The following is a 16,523-nucleotide window of genomic DNA, read 5'->3' as shown; positions in this document are numbered from 1 at the left end:
CCGCTGTAGCTGCCTAGACCGGCAAAATCAGCGGCAGCAGGCGCGCAGTGTTGCGTGCATCCTCCAGTGCCCGGTGCTGCTGGCCATGGAACTGCAGGCCGGCCAATTGCAGAGCGCCGTTGAGCCCCAGCGGTTTGTCCAGGCGCCGGGCCTTGGCGAAGCGTTGCTTGAGGTTCACGTGCAGTGTATGGGCGAGCGCGCTGGCCAGGCCATGACGCTGCCATTCAAGCTCCAGCTGCGCGCGATCATAGTCACCCCAGCTGGCCCAGCCTTCCAGGCGCGATTGATGCTGGCCCAGCCAGCGTTCGAACAGTGGCCACACCTCGGTGATCGGCGCAGCCGTGTCGATATTCGCCTGAGTGATATGGGTGAGCTGGCGACAAAAGGGCGTCAGCAGTGGTCGGCGCAACGGCCGTACAAAACGCTGAAAATGATCCAGCTCGCGGCCCTGGCGGTTGACCAGGCTCGCGCCGATCTCGATGACTTCCATCTCCGTCACGGGCCAGCCGCCTTCATCCGTTGTGGCTTCAAGGTCAATAATCAGCCAATGAGGCATGGTGCAGGTTCCCGTACTGTTCCCGTCCTGATGGGGATAGAGCGTAGCCGGGGCCTGTAGTTCCGCGCCACGTTTTGATCAGGGCCCGGGCTGCGGATGTGTCCGGGCTGGCGCGGATGGCGGTGCGCAACGCCGATGGAGACGCAAACTATTAATTTGCCAGTACAAAGTTGTCTCGGCGGACAAAAACGCCTAGCTTATCGCCATCAGAGAATCGAACGGTGTGTGCCTTGATGTTTTCGCCATGGCGGCTGGCTGCAGGATTGACTTTATGGGCGCTGGGCACCGCAGGGTGGGCGCAGACCAATCCCGCGCAAGTGGTCAGGATCGGCGCCGCGCATTTCCCGCCCTACACCGTACGCCCCGAGCAGGGCGCCGATACCGGCCTGCTGCCGCAATTGATCGAAGCGCTGAATGCCACGCAGGGTGACTACCGCTTTGTGCTGGTGCCCACCTCGATCCCGCGGCGTTTTCGCGATCTGGAGCAAGGTCGTATCGACATGGCCATCTTCGAGAACCCCGACTGGGGCTGGCAGGAAATCCCCCACACCACCGTCGACATGGGCCTGGAAGATGCCGAGGTGTTCGTCGCCCAGCGACAGCCCGGGCGCGGCCAGGATTATTTCGCCGACCTCCAGGGCAAGCGCCTGGCAGTGTTCAGCGGCTACCACTACGCCTTTGCCAACTTCAACCCCGACCCCAGGTTCATGGCCGAGCAGTTCAACGCCACGTTGACCTACTCCCACGACAGCAACCTGTTGATGGTCGCACGCGGCAGGGCCGATATCGCGCTGGTGACGCGCTCCTACCTGAGTGATTTTCTGGTGCGCAATGCCGACATGGCCGGGCAATACCTGGTCTCCGAACGCGTTGACCAGGTGTATCACCACTACGCACTGCTGCGGCCGAACGCGCCGATCAGCGGCGAGGCGTTCGCCGAGTTGCTCAAACGCCTGCGCGACGGCGGCCAGTTGTTGAAGATTTTCGAGCCGTATCGCATCGATGTGATGCCGGCGCACTGAAGCTGGCAAACTGGAGTCTGTTTGGCAAGTGGGCTTGTTGTGGCGAGCGGGCTTGCCCCGCGTTGGGGGGCGAAGCGCCCCCAATCTAAGGAAAGCGCGTTGTACCTGATACTGCTCAGAGCCTGGTTTTGGGGCTGCTACGCGGCCCAACGCGGGGCAAGCCCGCTCGCCACAGGAGTGTGGCTGTCTGAAATTTCAGTTTTTAAATCAACCAGTTATTTTGTGTTTGATAGAAGGGGCTTGCGCCCTCTCACATTGGTTTGCGCTGTGTGCTTAGATCCGGCGCGCAAACGTATCGCTGTGGCTGCCCGACACCTTGCGGCAATGCACCAGCGCGTCGCGGATCATGAAGTTCACCAGCGTCGGTGAAACCCCCAGTTCCTTGGCGATGTCCTTCTGCGGCACGCCGTGCAGACGATACATCTCGAACGCATAGCGGGTGCGCTGGGGCAGCTCCGTCAGGGCGTCGGCGATGTTTTCCAGGGTGCTGAAATTGATATGCGAGGTTTCCGGTGAAGCGCCTTGAATCACCACATTCAGGCCTTCCTCTTCGGTTCCCGAATATTTGAGCTCCAGCGCCTGCTTGCGATAGTGATCGATGGCCAGGTTGCGCACGATCTGGAACAGGTAACTCAGCTGGGCCTTGAACGATGACGTGATCGTCGGCGCCGATTGCAGCCGGAAGTAAGCGTCCTGCACCACGTCTTCGGCCCGGGAACGGCACCCGGTAATACGCGCTGCGATCTTCACCAGAATCAGCCGATTGTCGACAAAGGCCTGGAGAAGCGGTGAGTCGCACCTGCCTGTGAATACTTGTTCCGTCATGGAAATCACCTGACTGCTAATAGGTTAGGGGAGGGCTTCCTTGCTGAGGCCTCCTACACATCGGGCAACAAATTATGCTTAATGATAATGATTGTCAAATGAGAAGGCGAACTAATCTTGGGCGCGTCTTGTGTGCAGCGAGCGTTCTTGCTCGCCCTCGACGACTAATTATTTGCCGCTGCCGTCCGTTCTTCTGGGTGACAGGCTCGTTGGAAAAACGGCCATGGACCAGCACCCGCAGGAGGACGCAATGGGTTTGTACCGCGCGCACAGCATGTCTTTGTCTGGAGTTCCGGCTCAATGAGTACGCCAACCCGACTGCGGCTGTTTTGTCTGCCTTACTCAGGCGCCAGCGCCATGGTGTATGCGCGCTGGCGTCGATCCTTGCCGGACTGGCTGCAGGTGTGCCCAGTGGAATTGCCCGGGCGCGGCATGCGCATGGACGAGCCGCTGCAGCGCGATATAAAGGCCCTGGCCGCGCAGCTTGCAGAGGAAATCAGCCGTGACTTGAACGGCCCATACGCCTTGTTCGGCCACAGCCTCGGCGGCCTGCTGGCCTTCGAACTGGTCCACGCCCTGCGTGCCCTCAATGTGCCTGCGCCGCTGGCGCTGTTTGCCTCAGGCACGGCCGGTCCGGCATGTCGGGATGTGAGTGAATACGCCGTCGAAAAGACCGATGAACAACTGATCGCCCGTCTGCGCGAACTGCAGGGCACCGCCGAAGAAGCCCTGGCCAACCCTGAATTGATGCAACTGATGCTGCCGATCCTGCGCGCCGACTTCCTGCTGTGCGGCAGTTTCACCTACGGCCGGCGTGAGCCGCTGGGCCTGCCGATCCATGTGTTCGGCGGCAAGCAGGACAGCGTGCGCGCCGACCAGTTGCTCGACTGGCAACTTGACGCCGCCAGCGGTTTTTCCCTGGACATGTTCGACGGTCACCACTTCTTTCTCATGCAGCACGAAAGCGCCGTGCTGCGCTGCCTGCGCCGCTACGCCGAAGACCACCTGGCCCGCTGGCGCAATGGCGCGGCGCGGCAGCTGGCCGCCGGCTGACAGCCCCCTATTTCCCGATTTACCGCAAGCCGATTTCAGGCAGGAACCCCATGATGGACGCCTTCGAACTTCCCCGCACCCTGGTCCAGTCCCTTCAACGCCGCGCCGCGCAGACACCGGACCAGGTCGCCCTGCGCTTCCTCGCCGAGTCCGCCGAGCACAACGTGGTGCTCAGTTACCGCGACCTCGACCTGCGCGCACGCACCATCGCCGCCGCCCTGCAAACCAGCGCCGCACAGGGTGATCGTGCAGTGTTGCTGTTCCCCAGCGGGCCGGACTATGTGGCGGCGTTCTTCGGCTGCCTGTACGCCGGGGTGATCGCGGTGCCGGCTTACCCGCCGGAGTCCACCCGGCGTCATCACCAGGAGCGTCTGCTGTCGATCATCAGCGATGCCGAACCGCGCCTGCTGCTGACCATCGCCAGCCTCGCCGGGGGGCTGGCACAGATAGAAAACGCGCCGCCGATACTCTGCGTCGATACCTTGCCGGGCGACGGCGACTGGGCCGCCCCCGAGCTGCAGCCCGACGACATCGCCTTCCTGCAATACACCTCCGGCTCCACCGCGCTGCCCAAGGGCGTGCAGGTCAGCCATGGCAACCTGGTGGCCAACGAAGTGCTGATCCGCCGTGGCTTTGGCATCGACCTGAACCCGCAAGACGTGATCGTCAGCTGGCTGCCGCTGTACCACGACATGGGCCTGATCGGCGGCCTGCTGCAACCGATCTTCAGCGGCGTGCCCTGCGTGCTGATGTCGCCGGCCTACTTTCTCGGCCGGCCGTTGCGCTGGCTGGAAGCGATCAGCGAATACGGCGGCACCATCAGCGGCGGTCCGGATTTCGCCTACCGCCTGTGCAGCGAACGGGTCAGCGAGTCCGCACTGGAGCGCCTCGACCTGAGCCGATGGCGCGTGGCCTATTCCGGTTCCGAGCCGATCCGCCTCGATACCCTGGAACGCTTCGCCGAGAAATTCGCCGCGTGCGGGTTCAGCGCCAACAACTTCTTCGCCTCGTACGGCCTGGCCGAAGCGACCCTGTTTGTCGCCGGTGGCCGCCGTGGCCAGGGCATCCCGGCGCTGCGCATGGACGACCAGGCCCTGACCGGCAACCGCGCCGAACCGGGGCAGGGCAGTGCGATCATGAGCTGCGGCACCGCTCAGCCCGGCCACGCCGTGCTGATCGCCGACCCGCATACCCTGAGCGAACTGGCGGACAACCACGTCGGCGAACTCTGGGCCAGCGGCCCGAGCATCGCCCACGGCTACTGGCGCAACCCTGAAGCCACCGCCAACACTTTCGTGCAGCGCGCTGGCCGTACCTGGCTGCGCACCGGTGACCTGGCGTTCATCCGCGACGGCGAGGTGTACATCACCGGTCGTCTGAAGGACCTGCTGATCGTGCGCGGCCACAACCTGTATCCCCAGGACATCGAACAGACCATCGAGCGCGAAGTGGACGTGGTGCGCAAGGGCCGGGTCGCCGCGTTTGCGGTAAACGAAGAGGGGCTGGAGGGCATCGGCATCGCTGCCGAAGTCAGCCGCAGCGTGCAGAAAATCCTGCCGGCCGAAGCGCTGATCAAAGCCATTCGCCAGGCGGTGGCCGAGGCGTATCAACAGGCGCCGAGCGTGGTGGTGCTGCTCAATCCGGGCGCGCTGCCCAAGACCTCCAGCGGCAAGGTGCAGCGCGCCGCCTGCGCGCTTCGTTACGCCGATGGCAGCCTTGACAGCTATGCGCAATTCCCCGGTTCGCATGCGCAGGCCGGTGATGCGGCGCTGCAATCCGACCTGCAACACCAGATCGCCGCGATCTGGTGCGAGCAGCTGCAAATCCCCCAGGTCGCTGCCGACGATCACTTCTTCCTGCTCGGCGGCAACTCCATCACCGCCACCCAGGTGGTCGCGCGGCTGCGCGAACGCCTGGGTCTGGAGCTGAACCTGCGCCTGCTGTTCGAAGCGCCCACCCTGCAGGGTTTTGCTGCCAGCGTCGCCCGCTTGCAGCAGGACGGCGGCGTCGCCGAAGGCGCGATTCAGGCCCTGTCGCGCGGGGGCGAACTGCCGCAATCCCTGGCGCAGAACCGTCTTTGGATTACCTGGCAGTTGGAGCCTGACAGCAGCGCCTACACCATTCCCGGCGCGCTGCGCCTGCGCGGCGAACTGGATGAAGACGCCGTACGCGCAAGCTTCCAATACCTGGTCCAGCGTCACGAAGCGCTGCGCACGCGCTTCTACGAGCGCGACGGCCAGGCCTTCCAGCGCATCGAGGCGAGCAGGCCGTTCGAGCTGCACGTCATCGACCTCAGCGACCTGCCCGTCACTGAGCGTGACGCCCGCGCCCAGCAGATCCGCGAGGACCAGGCGCATACCCGGTTCGATCTCGAAAAGGGCCCGCTGCTGGGGGTGACCCTGGTGCGTCTGAACGATGAAGAGCACCACTTGCTGGTGACCCTGCACCACATCATTGCCGATGGTTGGTCGCTGAATATCCTTATCGATGAATTCTCGCGCCTGTACGCCGCCGCCTCCCAGGGGCAGCCCCTGGAGCTGGCGCCGCTGACCTTGCGATACGCCGATTACGGCAGTTGGCAGCGCCAATGGTTGGCCGAAGGCGCAGGCCAGCGGCAACTGGCCTACTGGAAGGCTCGACTTGGTGATGAGCATCCGGCCTTGAGCCTGACCACCGACCACCCACGCTCAACCCGTCACCGCCACAGTGCCTCGCGCCACAGCGTGCGCCTGAGCGCCGCCCTCAGCGACGCGGTGCGCAACGCGGCCCAGGCCCACGAGTCGACGCCGTTCATGCTGTTGCTCGCCGCGTTCCAGACGCTGCTCCATCGCTACAGCGGCCAGCGCGATATTCGCATCGGCGTGCCCAACGCCAACCGTCCGCGCCAGGAAACCCAGGGGCTGGTCGGCTTCTTCATCAACACCTTGGTGCTGCGTGCCGAACTGGACGGGTGCCTGCCATTCGATGAGCTGCTGGCGGCAACGCGCCAGGCCGCACTCGGCGCCCAGGCCCATCAGGACCTGCCCTTCGAGCAATTGCTGGAAGCCTTCCCCCAGGCCCGCGAACAGGGCCTGTTCCAGGTCATGTTCAACCACCAGCAACGTGACCTCGGTGCATTGCGTCGCCTGCCCGGCATGCTCGCCGATGAGCTGCCATGGCACAGCCGCGAAGCCAAGTTCGACCTGCAACTGCACAGCGAAGAAGACCGCAATGGGCGCCTGAGCCTGGCGTTCGACTACGCCGATGAGCTGTTCGATGGCGCAACCATCCAGCGCCTCGCCGAACACTACCTCACGCTGCTGCAGGCCGCCTGCGCGCAGCCGCAACAGGCGATTGGCGATTTGCCGCTGATGCACCATGACGAGCAGCAGCAATGGAGCACCGCGCCCTGTGCGCCTGCCACCCAGTGGCTGCCCGAGTGGCTCAATCAGCACACCTCGCACGCTACCGCGCTGGTCTGGGAGCACGGCAGCCTGAGCTTTGCCCAACTGCACACCCAGGCCAACCGCCTGGCCCATTACCTGCGCGACAAAGGCGTCGGCCCGGACGTGTGCGTGGCCATCGCCGCCGAGCGCTCGCCGCAGCTGCTGGTCGGCCTGCTGGCGATCATCAAGGCTGGCGGCGCCTACGTGCCACTCGACCCGGATTACCCGGCCGAGCGCCTGGCCTACATGCTCAAGGACAGCGGCGCGCACCTGCTGCTCACCCAGACCTCACTGCTGGCGCAACTGCCCAGCGCCGAAGGGGTGTGCGTCATCGCCATGGACAGCCTGCACCTGGACAGCTGGCCAACCCAGCCACCCGGTCTGCACCTGCACGGCGACAATCTTGCCTACGTGATCTACACCTCCGGCTCCACCGGCCAGCCCAAGGGCGTGGGCAATACCCATGCGGCCCTGGCCGAGCGCTTGCAGTGGATGCAGGCCACCTATCAGCTCAACGCCAGCGACGTGCTGATGCAAAAGGCGCCGATCAGTTTCGACGTGTCGGTGTGGGAATGCTTCTGGCCATTGATCACCGGGTGCCGTCTGCTGCTGGCAGGTCCCGGCGAGCATCGCGATCCTCATCGCATTGCGCAGTTGGTGCAGGCACATGGCGTGACCACGCTGCACTTCGTGCCGCCACTGTTGCAGGTGTTTATCGACGAACCGCTGGCAGCCGAGTGCACTACCCTGCGTCGCCTGTTCTCGGGCGGCGAAGCCTTGCCCGCCGAGTTGCGCAACCGCGTGCTGGCGCAGTTGCCGGCGGTGCAGTTGCACAACCGCTATGGCCCGACGGAAACCGCGATCAACGTCACCCACTGGCAGTGCGCGCTGGCCGATGGCGAGCGCTCGCCGATTGGCCGGCCGCTGGGCAACGTGATCTGCCGCGTGCTGGACGCGCAACTCAACCCGCTGCCGGCCGGTGTGCCGGGCGAACTGTGCATCGGCGGCAGCGGCCTGGCCCGGGGTTACCTGGGCCGTGCCGGGCTGACCGCCGAACGCTTTGTCGCCGACCCGCTGGGCGAGGCAGGCACGCGCCTGTACCGCACCGGCGACCGCGCGCGCTGGAGCAGTGACGGCGTGCTCGAATACCTCGGCCGTCTGGATCAGCAAGTGAAGCTGCGCGGGTTTCGCGTGGAGCCGGAAGAAATCCAGGCGCGCCTGCTCGCCCAGGCCGGTGTCGCCCAGGCCGTGGTGTTGGTGCGCGATGCGCAGTTGATTGGCTACTACACCGGCCATGCCGAGCTGGACGCTCATACGCTGAAAACCGCTCTGGCTGCCGAGCTGCCGGAGTACATGGTGCCCGCCGTACTGATGCGCCTGGACGCGATGCCCCTGAGCCCCAGCGGCAAACTCGACCACCGCGCATTGCCGGAGCCGGTGTGGCACACCCGCGAACACGTCGAGCCGCAATCTCCACTGCAGCAGCAAATCGCCGCGATCTGGCGCGACGTGCTTGGCCTGCCGCGCATCGGCCTGCACGACGACTTTTTCGCCCTCGGTGGCCACTCGTTGCTGGCCACGCAAATCATCTCGCGCGTCCGCCAGGCCTGCGACGTCGAGCTGCCATTGCGCACCCTGTTCGACGCCAGCGAACTGGGCGCCTTTGCCGCGCAGGTCGCGCTGATCCAGGACGCCGGCCAGCGCAATCAGCAAACCGCCATCGCCAGGGTCGACCGCAGCCAGAAGGTGCCGCTGTCCTACTCCCAGCAGCGCATGTGGTTCCTCTGGCAAATGGAGCCCGACAGCCCGGCCTACAACGTCGGCGGCATGGCGCGTCTGCGCGGCGTGCTGGATGTGGGGCGGTTCGAGGCGGCGTTACAGGCCCTGATCATGCGCCACGAAACCCTGCGCACCACGTTCCCGAGCGTCGATGGCGTGGCGTATCAGCGGGTCGCGGCGCAAACCGGCTTGCGCATGGACTGGCAGGATGTCTCTGCGCTGAACGAAACCGAGCGCCAGCAACGCATCCAGCAACTGGCCGATCACGAAGCCCACACCCCCTTCAATCTGGAAACCGGGCCGTTGCTGCGCGCGTGCCTGGTCAAGGCCGCCGAGCAGGAACACTACCTGGTGCTGACCCTGCACCACATCGTCACCGAAGGCTGGGCCATGGACATCTTTGCCCGTGAACTGAGCGCCCTGTACGAAGCCTTTATCGACGAGCGCGACTCGCCGCTGGCGCCGCTGCCCGTGCAATACCTGGACTACAGCGTGTGGCAACGCCAGTGGATGGAAGCCGGCGAGCGGCAGCGCCAGCTCGATTACTGGACCGCGCAACTCGGGCATGAGCATCCGTTGCTGGAGCTGCCCGGCGACCGTCCTCGGCCGTCCGTGCAAAGCCATCGTGGCGAGTTGTATCGCTTTGATCTGAGCGATGATCTGGCGGCGCGCGTGCGTGCGTTCAACGCCGAACGCGGCCTCACGCTGTTCATGACCATGACCGCGACACTGGCCGTGTTGCTCTACCGCTACAGCGGCCAGACCGACCTGCGCATCGGCGCGCCGGTGGCCAACCGCATTCGCCCGGAAAGCGAAGGGCTGATCGGCGCGTTCCTCAACACCCAGGTGCTGCGCTGCCGGCTCAACGGGCAGATGAGCGTCGGCGAGCTGTTCGAGCAGGTGCGCCATACGGTGATCGAGGGCCAGTCTCACCAGGACCTGCCGTTCGACCATCTGGTTGAAGCCCTGCAACCGCCACGCAGCGCGGCGTACAACCCGCTGTTCCAGGTGATGTGCAACGTGCAGCGCTGGGAATTCCAGCAAAGCCGCCAGTTGGCCGGCATGAGCGTCGAGTACCTGGCCAACGATGCGCGCGCCACCAAGTTCGACCTCAACCTGGAAGTCACCGACCTCGACCATCGCTTGGGTTGCTGCCTGACCTACAGCACCGACCTGTTCGATGAACCACGCATTGCACGCATGGCCGTGCATTGGCGCAACCTGCTCGAAGCGCTGATCGCCGATCCGCAGCAGCGCCTCAGTGAGTTGCCGTTGCTCACGGCGGTTGAGCAACGTGCGTTGCAGGACAGCCTCGGCGTTGAAGCCGGCGAGCACCGTCTCGACCAGTGCATCCATTCTCTGTTCAGCCAACAGGCGCTCAAGCGTGGCGACGCACCGGCGCTGACCTTTGCCGGTCAAACCCTGACCTACGCAGAACTCGATGCGCGCGCCAATCGCCTGGCGTGGATGCTGCGCGAGCGCGGCGTGGGCCCGCAGGTGCGAGTGGGCCTGGCGTTGCCGCGCTCACTGGAAATGGTCGTTGGCTTGCTGGCGATCCTCAAGGCCGGCGGCGCCTACGTGCCGCTGGACCCGGAATACCCGCTGGATCGTCTGCGCTACATGATCGAAGACAGCGGCATCGGCCTGTTGCTCAGCGATGCCGCGATGTTCCAAGCCCTTGGCCCATTGCCGGCGAGCGTGGCCTGCTGGTGCCTGGAAGACGACCTGCCGGCGCTGGCGAACTACCCGGCCGATGAGCTGCCGTTTATCAACCTGGCGCAGCACCAGGCGTACCTGATCTACACCTCGGGCTCCACCGGCAAGCCCAAGGGCGTGGTGGTGTCCCACGGTGAAATCGCCATGCATTGCCAGGCGGTGATCGAGCGTTTCGGCATGCGCCCGGACGACTGCGAGCTGCATTTTTATTCGATCAACTTCGACGCCGCCACCGAACGTTTACTGGTGCCGCTGCTCAGCGGCGCGCAGGTGGTACTGCGCGCCCAGGGGCAGTGGGATGCCGAGGAAGTCTGCGCGCTGATCCGTACCCATCGCATCAATATCCTCGGCTTTACCCCCAGCTACGGCAGCCAGTTGGCGCAATGGCTGGCCACGCAGCAGCAGACGTTGCCGGTGCGCATGTGCATCACCGGTGGCGAAGCGCTGACCGGTGAACACCTGCAGCGCATTCGTGCCGCGTTCCAGCCGCAGGTGTTTTTCAATGCCTATGGCCCGACCGAAACCGTGGTGATGCCGCTCGCCAGCCTGGCCCCGGAGCAACTGGAGGAGGGTGCCGCCAGCGTACCGATCGGCAGCCTCATCGGCGCGCGCGTCGCCTATATTCTCGACGCCGACCTGGCCCTGGTGCCGCAAGGCGCAACCGGCGAGCTGTACATCGGCGGTGCCGGTCTGGCCCAGGGGTATCACCAACGGCCGGGCATGACGGCGGAGCGTTTTGTCGCGGACCCGTTTGCCCGCGAGGGCGGTCGCCTTTACCGCACCGGTGATCTGGTGCGCCAGCGTGCCGACGGGCTGCTCGAGTACCTGGGCCGCATCGACCATCAGGTAAAGATTCGTGGGTTTCGCATTGAGCTGGGCGAGATCGAAACCCGCCTGCTCGAACACCCGGCCGTGCGTGAAGCGGTGGTGCTGGCGCTGGATGCGCCGAGCGGCAAACAACTGGTCGCTTATTTGGTCAGCGATGCGCAGCACGGCGCGTTGCGCGATGCGCTGAAGGCGCACCTCAAGGCGCAGTTACCGGACTACATGGTGCCTGCGCACCTGATCGTGCTCGACAGCATGCCGCTCACCGCCAACGGCAAACTCGACCGCCGCGCCTTGCCGCAGCCCGACCCCGAGGCCAATCGCCAACAGTACGTGGCGCCACGCACCGCACTGCAAAGCACCCTGGCCGCCATTTGGTGCGCGGTGTTGAACGTGCGCCAGGTTGGCCTCGACGATAACTTCTTTGAGTTGGGCGGCGATTCGATCCTGTCGATCCAAGTGGTCAGCCGCGCGCGTCAGGTCGGCATTCACTTCAGCCCGCGCGATCTGTTCCAGCACCAGACCGTGCAGACCCTCGCCGCCGTTGCCACGCGTGCCGAGCAGGTCATGGCGGAGCAAGGGGTACTCACGGGCGCCTCGGCGCTCACGCCCATCCAGCACTGGTTCTTCGACACCGACATCCCGGCGCGTGAGCACTGGAATCAGGCGTTGCTGCTCAAGCCGCTGCAACGGCTTGAGCCTCATCGCCTGGAGCAGGCGTTGCTGGCGGTGCTGGAACATCACGATGCGCTGCGCCTGAGCTTCACCCGGCGCGATGCGCAGTGGCACGCCGAACACCTGGGTGTGCCGCACGGTGGTGTGCTGCTGCAGGCGCAAGTGCAGGACATGGCGCAGTGCGCCGCGCTGTTCACCGAGACTCAGCGCAGCCTCGATCTGCAGCAGGGTCCGCTGTTGCGTGCGTTGCTGGTCGACGGTCGCGAGGGGCAGCAACGGCTGCTGATCGCGATCCATCACCTGGTGGTGGATGGCGTGTCGTGGCGCGTGTTGCTCGAAGACTTGCAGAACGTTTATCGCCAACTGAGCGAAGGCCGCTCCGTCAGCCTGCCGGCCAAGACCAGCGCGCTGCGCGAGTGGGCGGCACGCTTGCAGGCGTATGCCCATAGCGAATCCCTGCGCGAAGAGTTGAACCTGTGGCAACGTCAGTTGGCCGGGCCTGCCCTGCTGTTGCCGGTGGCGCGGCCACAGGGCACGTTGCGCAACCGCGATGCCGAGACGGTCAGCGTACGCCTGGATGCCGAGCGCACCCGCCAACTGTTGCAGCAGGCGCCCAGCGCTTACCGCACTCAGGTCAACGACCTGCTGCTGACCGCCCTGGCGCGGGTGGTGTGTCGCTGGAGCGGCCACGACTCGGCCGTGATCCAACTGGAAGGCCACGGCCGCGAAGCGTTGTTCGATGACATCGACCTGACCCGCAGCGTCGGCTGGTTCACCAGCGCCTATCCGGTGCGCCTGACGCCGGCGGCTGCGCAGGGCGATTCGATCAAGGCGATCAAGGAGCAACTGCGCGGCGTGCCGCACAAAGGCCTGGGCTACGGCGTACTGCGTTACCTGGCCGACGACCTGTGCCAACAGACCCTGGCGGCGCTGCCGGACGCGCCTATTACCTTCAACTACCTCGGCCAGTTCGACCAGAGTTTTGGCAGCGACGCGCTGTTCCATCCGCTGGATGCGTCGGCCGGCCTGGCGCACGACCCGGACGCGCCGCTGCCCAATGAGCTGAGCGTCGACAGCCAGGTGTACGGCGGCGAACTGGTGCTGCGCTGGACCTTCAGCCGCGAACGCCATGAGCCGCAGACCATTCGCGCGCTGGCCGATGGGTACCTGGCCGAGCTGCAAGGCCTGATCGCCCATTGCCTGGAAGACGAAGCTTTTGGCCTCACGCCGTCCGACTTCCCCCTGGCGCACCTGAGCCAGGGGCAGCTCGACAGCCTGCCGGTGGCGGCGAACCGGATCGAAGACGTCTACCCGCTGACGCCGATGCAGGAAGGCTTACTGCTGCACACCTTGCTCGAACCGGGCACCGGCCTGTATTACATGCAGGACCGCTACCGCATCAACAGCGTGCTCGACCCCGAGCGTTTCGCCCAGGCCTGGCAAGCGGTGATCGCACGCCACGAGGCCCTGCGTGCGTCGTTTTGCTGGAACGTCGGCGAAGACATGCTGCAAGTGATCCACAAACCCGGCAACACGCCGATTGAGTACCTGGACTGGCGCGGCGACCGCGAAGACGAGCATGAGCCGCGCCTGCAAGCGTTGCTCAAGCAGGAGCGCGAAGCCGGGTTCGATCTGCTCAACCAGGCGCCGTTCCACCTGCGCCTGATCCGTGTGGGCGAAGCGCGCTATTGGTTCATGATGAGCAACCACCACATCCTCATCGACGCCTGGTGCCGTTCGCTGCTGATGAATGACTTCTTCGAGATCTACCTGGCCCTGGGCGAAGGCCGCACGGCGCAACTGGCCACGCCGCCGCGTTACCGTGACTATATCGCCTGGCTGCAACGCCAGGACCTCAACGAAGCGCGCCAGTGGTGGCAGCGCAACCTGCAGGGTTTCGAGCGCACCACGCCGATCCCCAGCGACCGGCCGTTCCTGCGCGAACATGCCGGCCACAGCGGCGGCATGCTGGTGGGCGACTGCTACACCCGGCTGGATACCCGCGACGGCGCGCAACTGCGCGAACTGGCCCAGGCCCATCAACTGACCGTCAATACCTTTGCCCAGGCGGCGTGGGCCCTGGTATTGCGGCGGTTGAGCGGCGAGCGTGACGTGCTGTTCGGTGTCACCGTGGCCGGGCGCCCGGTGGACATGCCCGAGATGCAACGCACCGTTGGCCTGTTCATCAACAGCATCGCGCTGCGGGTGAAGCTGCCCGAGGACGACCAGCCGTGCGGCGTGCGCCAGTGGTTGAGCGGCCTGCTCGACAGCAACATGCAACTGCGCGAGTACGAATACCTGCCGTTGGTGACGATTCAGGAACACAGCGAACTGCCCAAGGGCCAGCCGCTGTTCGACAGCCTGTTCGTGTTCGAAAACGCCCCGGTGGACACCTCGGTGCTGGACCGTGCGCAGAGCCTGAGCGCCACCTCGGATTCCGGTCGCACCCACACCAACTTCCCGCTGACGGCGGTGTGCTATCCGGGCGATGACCTCGGTTTGCACCTGTCCTACGACCAGCGCTACTTTGATGAAGCCACCGTGCAAGGCATGCTCGGCGAGTTCAAGCGCCTGCTCCTGGCGCTGATGCAGGGCTTTCATGGCGACATGGCCGACCTGCCGCTGATCGGCGAGCAGGAGCGTAGGTTTCTGGTGGAGGGCTGTAACCAGAGCGCACAGGATTACCCGCTGGCGCGCAGCTACGTTGAGCTGTTCGAAGAACAGGTGGCGCAGCATCCGCAGCGCATTGCCGCCAGTTGCCTGGACCAGCGATGGACCTATGAGGAACTGAACCGCCGCAGCAACGGCCTGGGCCATGCGTTGATCAGCGCGGGTGTCGGCGTGGATCAACCGGTGGCGTTGCTGGCCGAGCGCAACCTCGACTTGCTGGGCATGATCATCGGCAGCTTCAAGGCCGGTGCCGGTTACCTGCCGCTGGACCCGGGCCTGCCTGCTCAGCGGCTGAGCCGCATCATTGCGCTGAGCCGCACGCCGTTGCTGGTGTGCAGTGAAGCGTGTCGCGAACAGGCCATCGAGTTGCTCGAAGGCACCGATTGCCAGTTGCTGGTATGGGAAGAGGTGCCGGCCCGTGGTGAAAATCCGGGCGTTTACAGTGCGCCGGACAACCTCGCCTACGTGATCTACACCTCGGGCTCTACCGGTCAGCCAAAAGGCGTGATGGTTGAACAGCGCGGCATGCTCAACAACCAGTTGAGCAAGGTGCCGTATCTGGAGCTTTCGCCGGCGGACGTCATCGCGCAGACCGCTTCGCAAAGCTTCGATATTTCCGTGTGGCAGTTTCTCGCGGCGCCGCTGTTCGGTGCGCGGGTGGATATTGTGCCGAACGCCATCGCCCATGATCCCCAGGGCTTGCTCGAACATGTGCAGGCGCGAGGCATTACCGTGCTGGAAAGCGTGCCTTCGCTGATCCAGGGCATGCTGGCCCAGGAACGCGTCAGTCTGGACGGGCTGCGCTGGATGCTGCCGACGGGTGAAGCGATGCCGCCGGAGCTGGCCCATCAATGGCTGCAACGCTATCCGCAGATTGGCCTGGTGAATGCCTACGGCCCGGCTGAATGCTCGGACGACGTGGCGTTCTTCCGCGTCGATCTGGCCTCGACACGCGGCACGTACCTGCCGATTGGCACGCCGACCGACAACAACCGGTTGTACCTGTTGGACGGTGCGCTGGACCTGGTGCCGCAAGGCGCCGTGGGTGAGTTGTGCGTGGCTGGCACCGGTGTGGGCCGCGGCTATGTCAGCGATCCGTTGCGCACCGCCCAGGCATTTGTACCCAACCCGTTCGGCGCGGCGGGCGAGCGTCTCTATCGCACCGGCGACCTTGCCCGGCGCCGCAGTGATGGCGTGCTGGAATACGTGGGGCGTGTCGACCATCAGGTGAAGATTCGCGGTTACCGCATCGAACTGGGTGAAATCGAAGCGCGTCTGCACGAGCAACCCGAAGTACGCGACGCGGCGGTGGGCGTGCAGGAAGGTGTCAACGGCAAACACCTGGTGGGCTACCTGGTGACCGCCGACGCGGCGCTTGACCCCGGCGAACGCCTGGACCGCATCAAGCAACGCCTGCGCGCCGAACTGCCGGAATACATGGTGCCGCTGCACTGGCTATGGCTTGACCGCCTGCCGCTCAACGCCAATGGCAAACTTGACCGCAACGCGTTGCCGGAATTGGAAATCGGCCCATTGCACAGTCAGGATTACCTGGCTCCGCGCAACGAACTGGAAATCACTCTGGCTGCAATCTGGGCAGAGGTGCTGAAAGTCGAACGGGTAGGGGTACGGGACAACTTCTTCGAACTGGACGGCCACTCGTTGCTCGCCACACAGATCGCCTCGCGGGTGCAGAAAACCCTGCAACGGGATGTGCCGCTGCGGGCGATGTTCGAGTGCAGCACGGTGGCGGAGCTGGCCGAGTATATCGAGGGGTTGGCGGGCAATGAGATCAGCGTGGAGAAGGTGGACCGGCTGAGTGATTTGATGGCCGAGTTGGAGGGGCTTTAACGGGACGGCTCCGCCAGCCGCTGGCCTGAAGTACCTGTCAAGGTTGACAGTAGACAGCTTCTGGCGCTCAGGCAGTAAATAGACCTTGTTTAAGGATAACGACTATTTGGCTGGACCCCGGAGGCT

Annotated in this window: 5 protein-coding genes; 3 read left to right on the top strand and 2 right to left on the bottom strand. The window is 64.9% G+C overall.

From position 1 onward, the window contains the following. Window positions 1–13 precede the first annotated feature (13 nt). Window positions 14–556 (bottom strand): 3'-5' exonuclease, encoded by a 543-nt coding sequence (locus tag TU79_RS11875; RefSeq protein ID WP_057008149.1) that lies wholly within the window; start codon window positions 554–556, stop codon window positions 14–16. Window positions 557–789: 233 nt separating this feature from the next. Here TU79_RS11875 and TU79_RS11870 point away from each other — a divergent pair, with 233 nt between their 5' ends. Beyond that, on the top strand, window positions 790–1,578 hold the full coding sequence (locus tag TU79_RS11870; protein WP_057008148.1) for a substrate-binding periplasmic protein: 789 nt from the start codon (window positions 790–792) through the stop codon (window positions 1,576–1,578). A 273-nt stretch (window positions 1,579–1,851) separates the two neighbouring features. Here TU79_RS11870 and TU79_RS11865 read toward each other — a convergent pair whose 3' ends face one another. After that, window positions 1,852–2,403 (bottom strand): RNA polymerase factor sigma-70, encoded by a 552-nt coding sequence (locus TU79_RS11865; protein ID WP_057008147.1) that lies wholly within the window; start codon window positions 2,401–2,403, stop codon window positions 1,852–1,854. 300 nt (window positions 2,404–2,703) lie between these two features. Between TU79_RS11865 and TU79_RS11860 the strand changes: the two genes are divergently transcribed. Together TU79_RS11860 and TU79_RS11855 are read left to right on the top strand one after the other, a co-directional pair. Then, window positions 2,704–3,456 carry a thioesterase II family protein gene (locus tag TU79_RS11860; RefSeq protein ID WP_057008146.1) on the top strand — a complete coding sequence of 251 codons (753 nt, stop codon included), beginning with the start codon at window positions 2,704–2,706 and terminating at the stop codon, window positions 3,454–3,456. Between the two features lie 50 nt (window positions 3,457–3,506). Beyond that, window positions 3,507–16,397 (top strand): non-ribosomal peptide synthetase, encoded by a 12,891-nt coding sequence (locus TU79_RS11855; protein ID WP_057008145.1) that lies wholly within the window; start codon window positions 3,507–3,509, stop codon window positions 16,395–16,397. Window positions 16,398–16,523 lie beyond the last annotated feature (126 nt).

The organism is Pseudomonas trivialis (assembly GCF_001439805.1).
GTDB classification, from domain to species: Bacteria; Pseudomonadota; Gammaproteobacteria; order Pseudomonadales; family Pseudomonadaceae; genus Aquipseudomonas; species Aquipseudomonas trivialis.
This window is presented reverse-complemented; position numbering and strand designations above follow the sequence as displayed.

What these genes read in the sequence shown, in the direction of transcription:
- TU79_RS11855 (WP_057008145.1), top strand. Translation starts at nt 3,507, where the DNA reads ATGATGGACGCCTTCGAACTTCCCCGCACCCTGGTCCAGTCCCTTCAA.
- TU79_RS11870 (WP_057008148.1), top strand. Translation starts at nt 790, where the DNA reads ATGTTTTCGCCATGGCGGCTGGCTGCAGGATTGACTTTATGGGCGCTG.
- TU79_RS11860 (WP_057008146.1), top strand. Translation starts at nt 2,704, where the DNA reads ATGAGTACGCCAACCCGACTGCGGCTGTTTTGTCTGCCTTACTCAGGC.
- TU79_RS11875 (WP_057008149.1), bottom strand. Translation starts at nt 556, where the DNA reads ATGCCTCATTGGCTGATTATTGACCTTGAAGCCACAACGGATGAAGGC.
- TU79_RS11865 (WP_057008147.1), bottom strand. Translation starts at nt 2,403, where the DNA reads ATGACGGAACAAGTATTCACAGGCAGGTGCGACTCACCGCTTCTCCAG.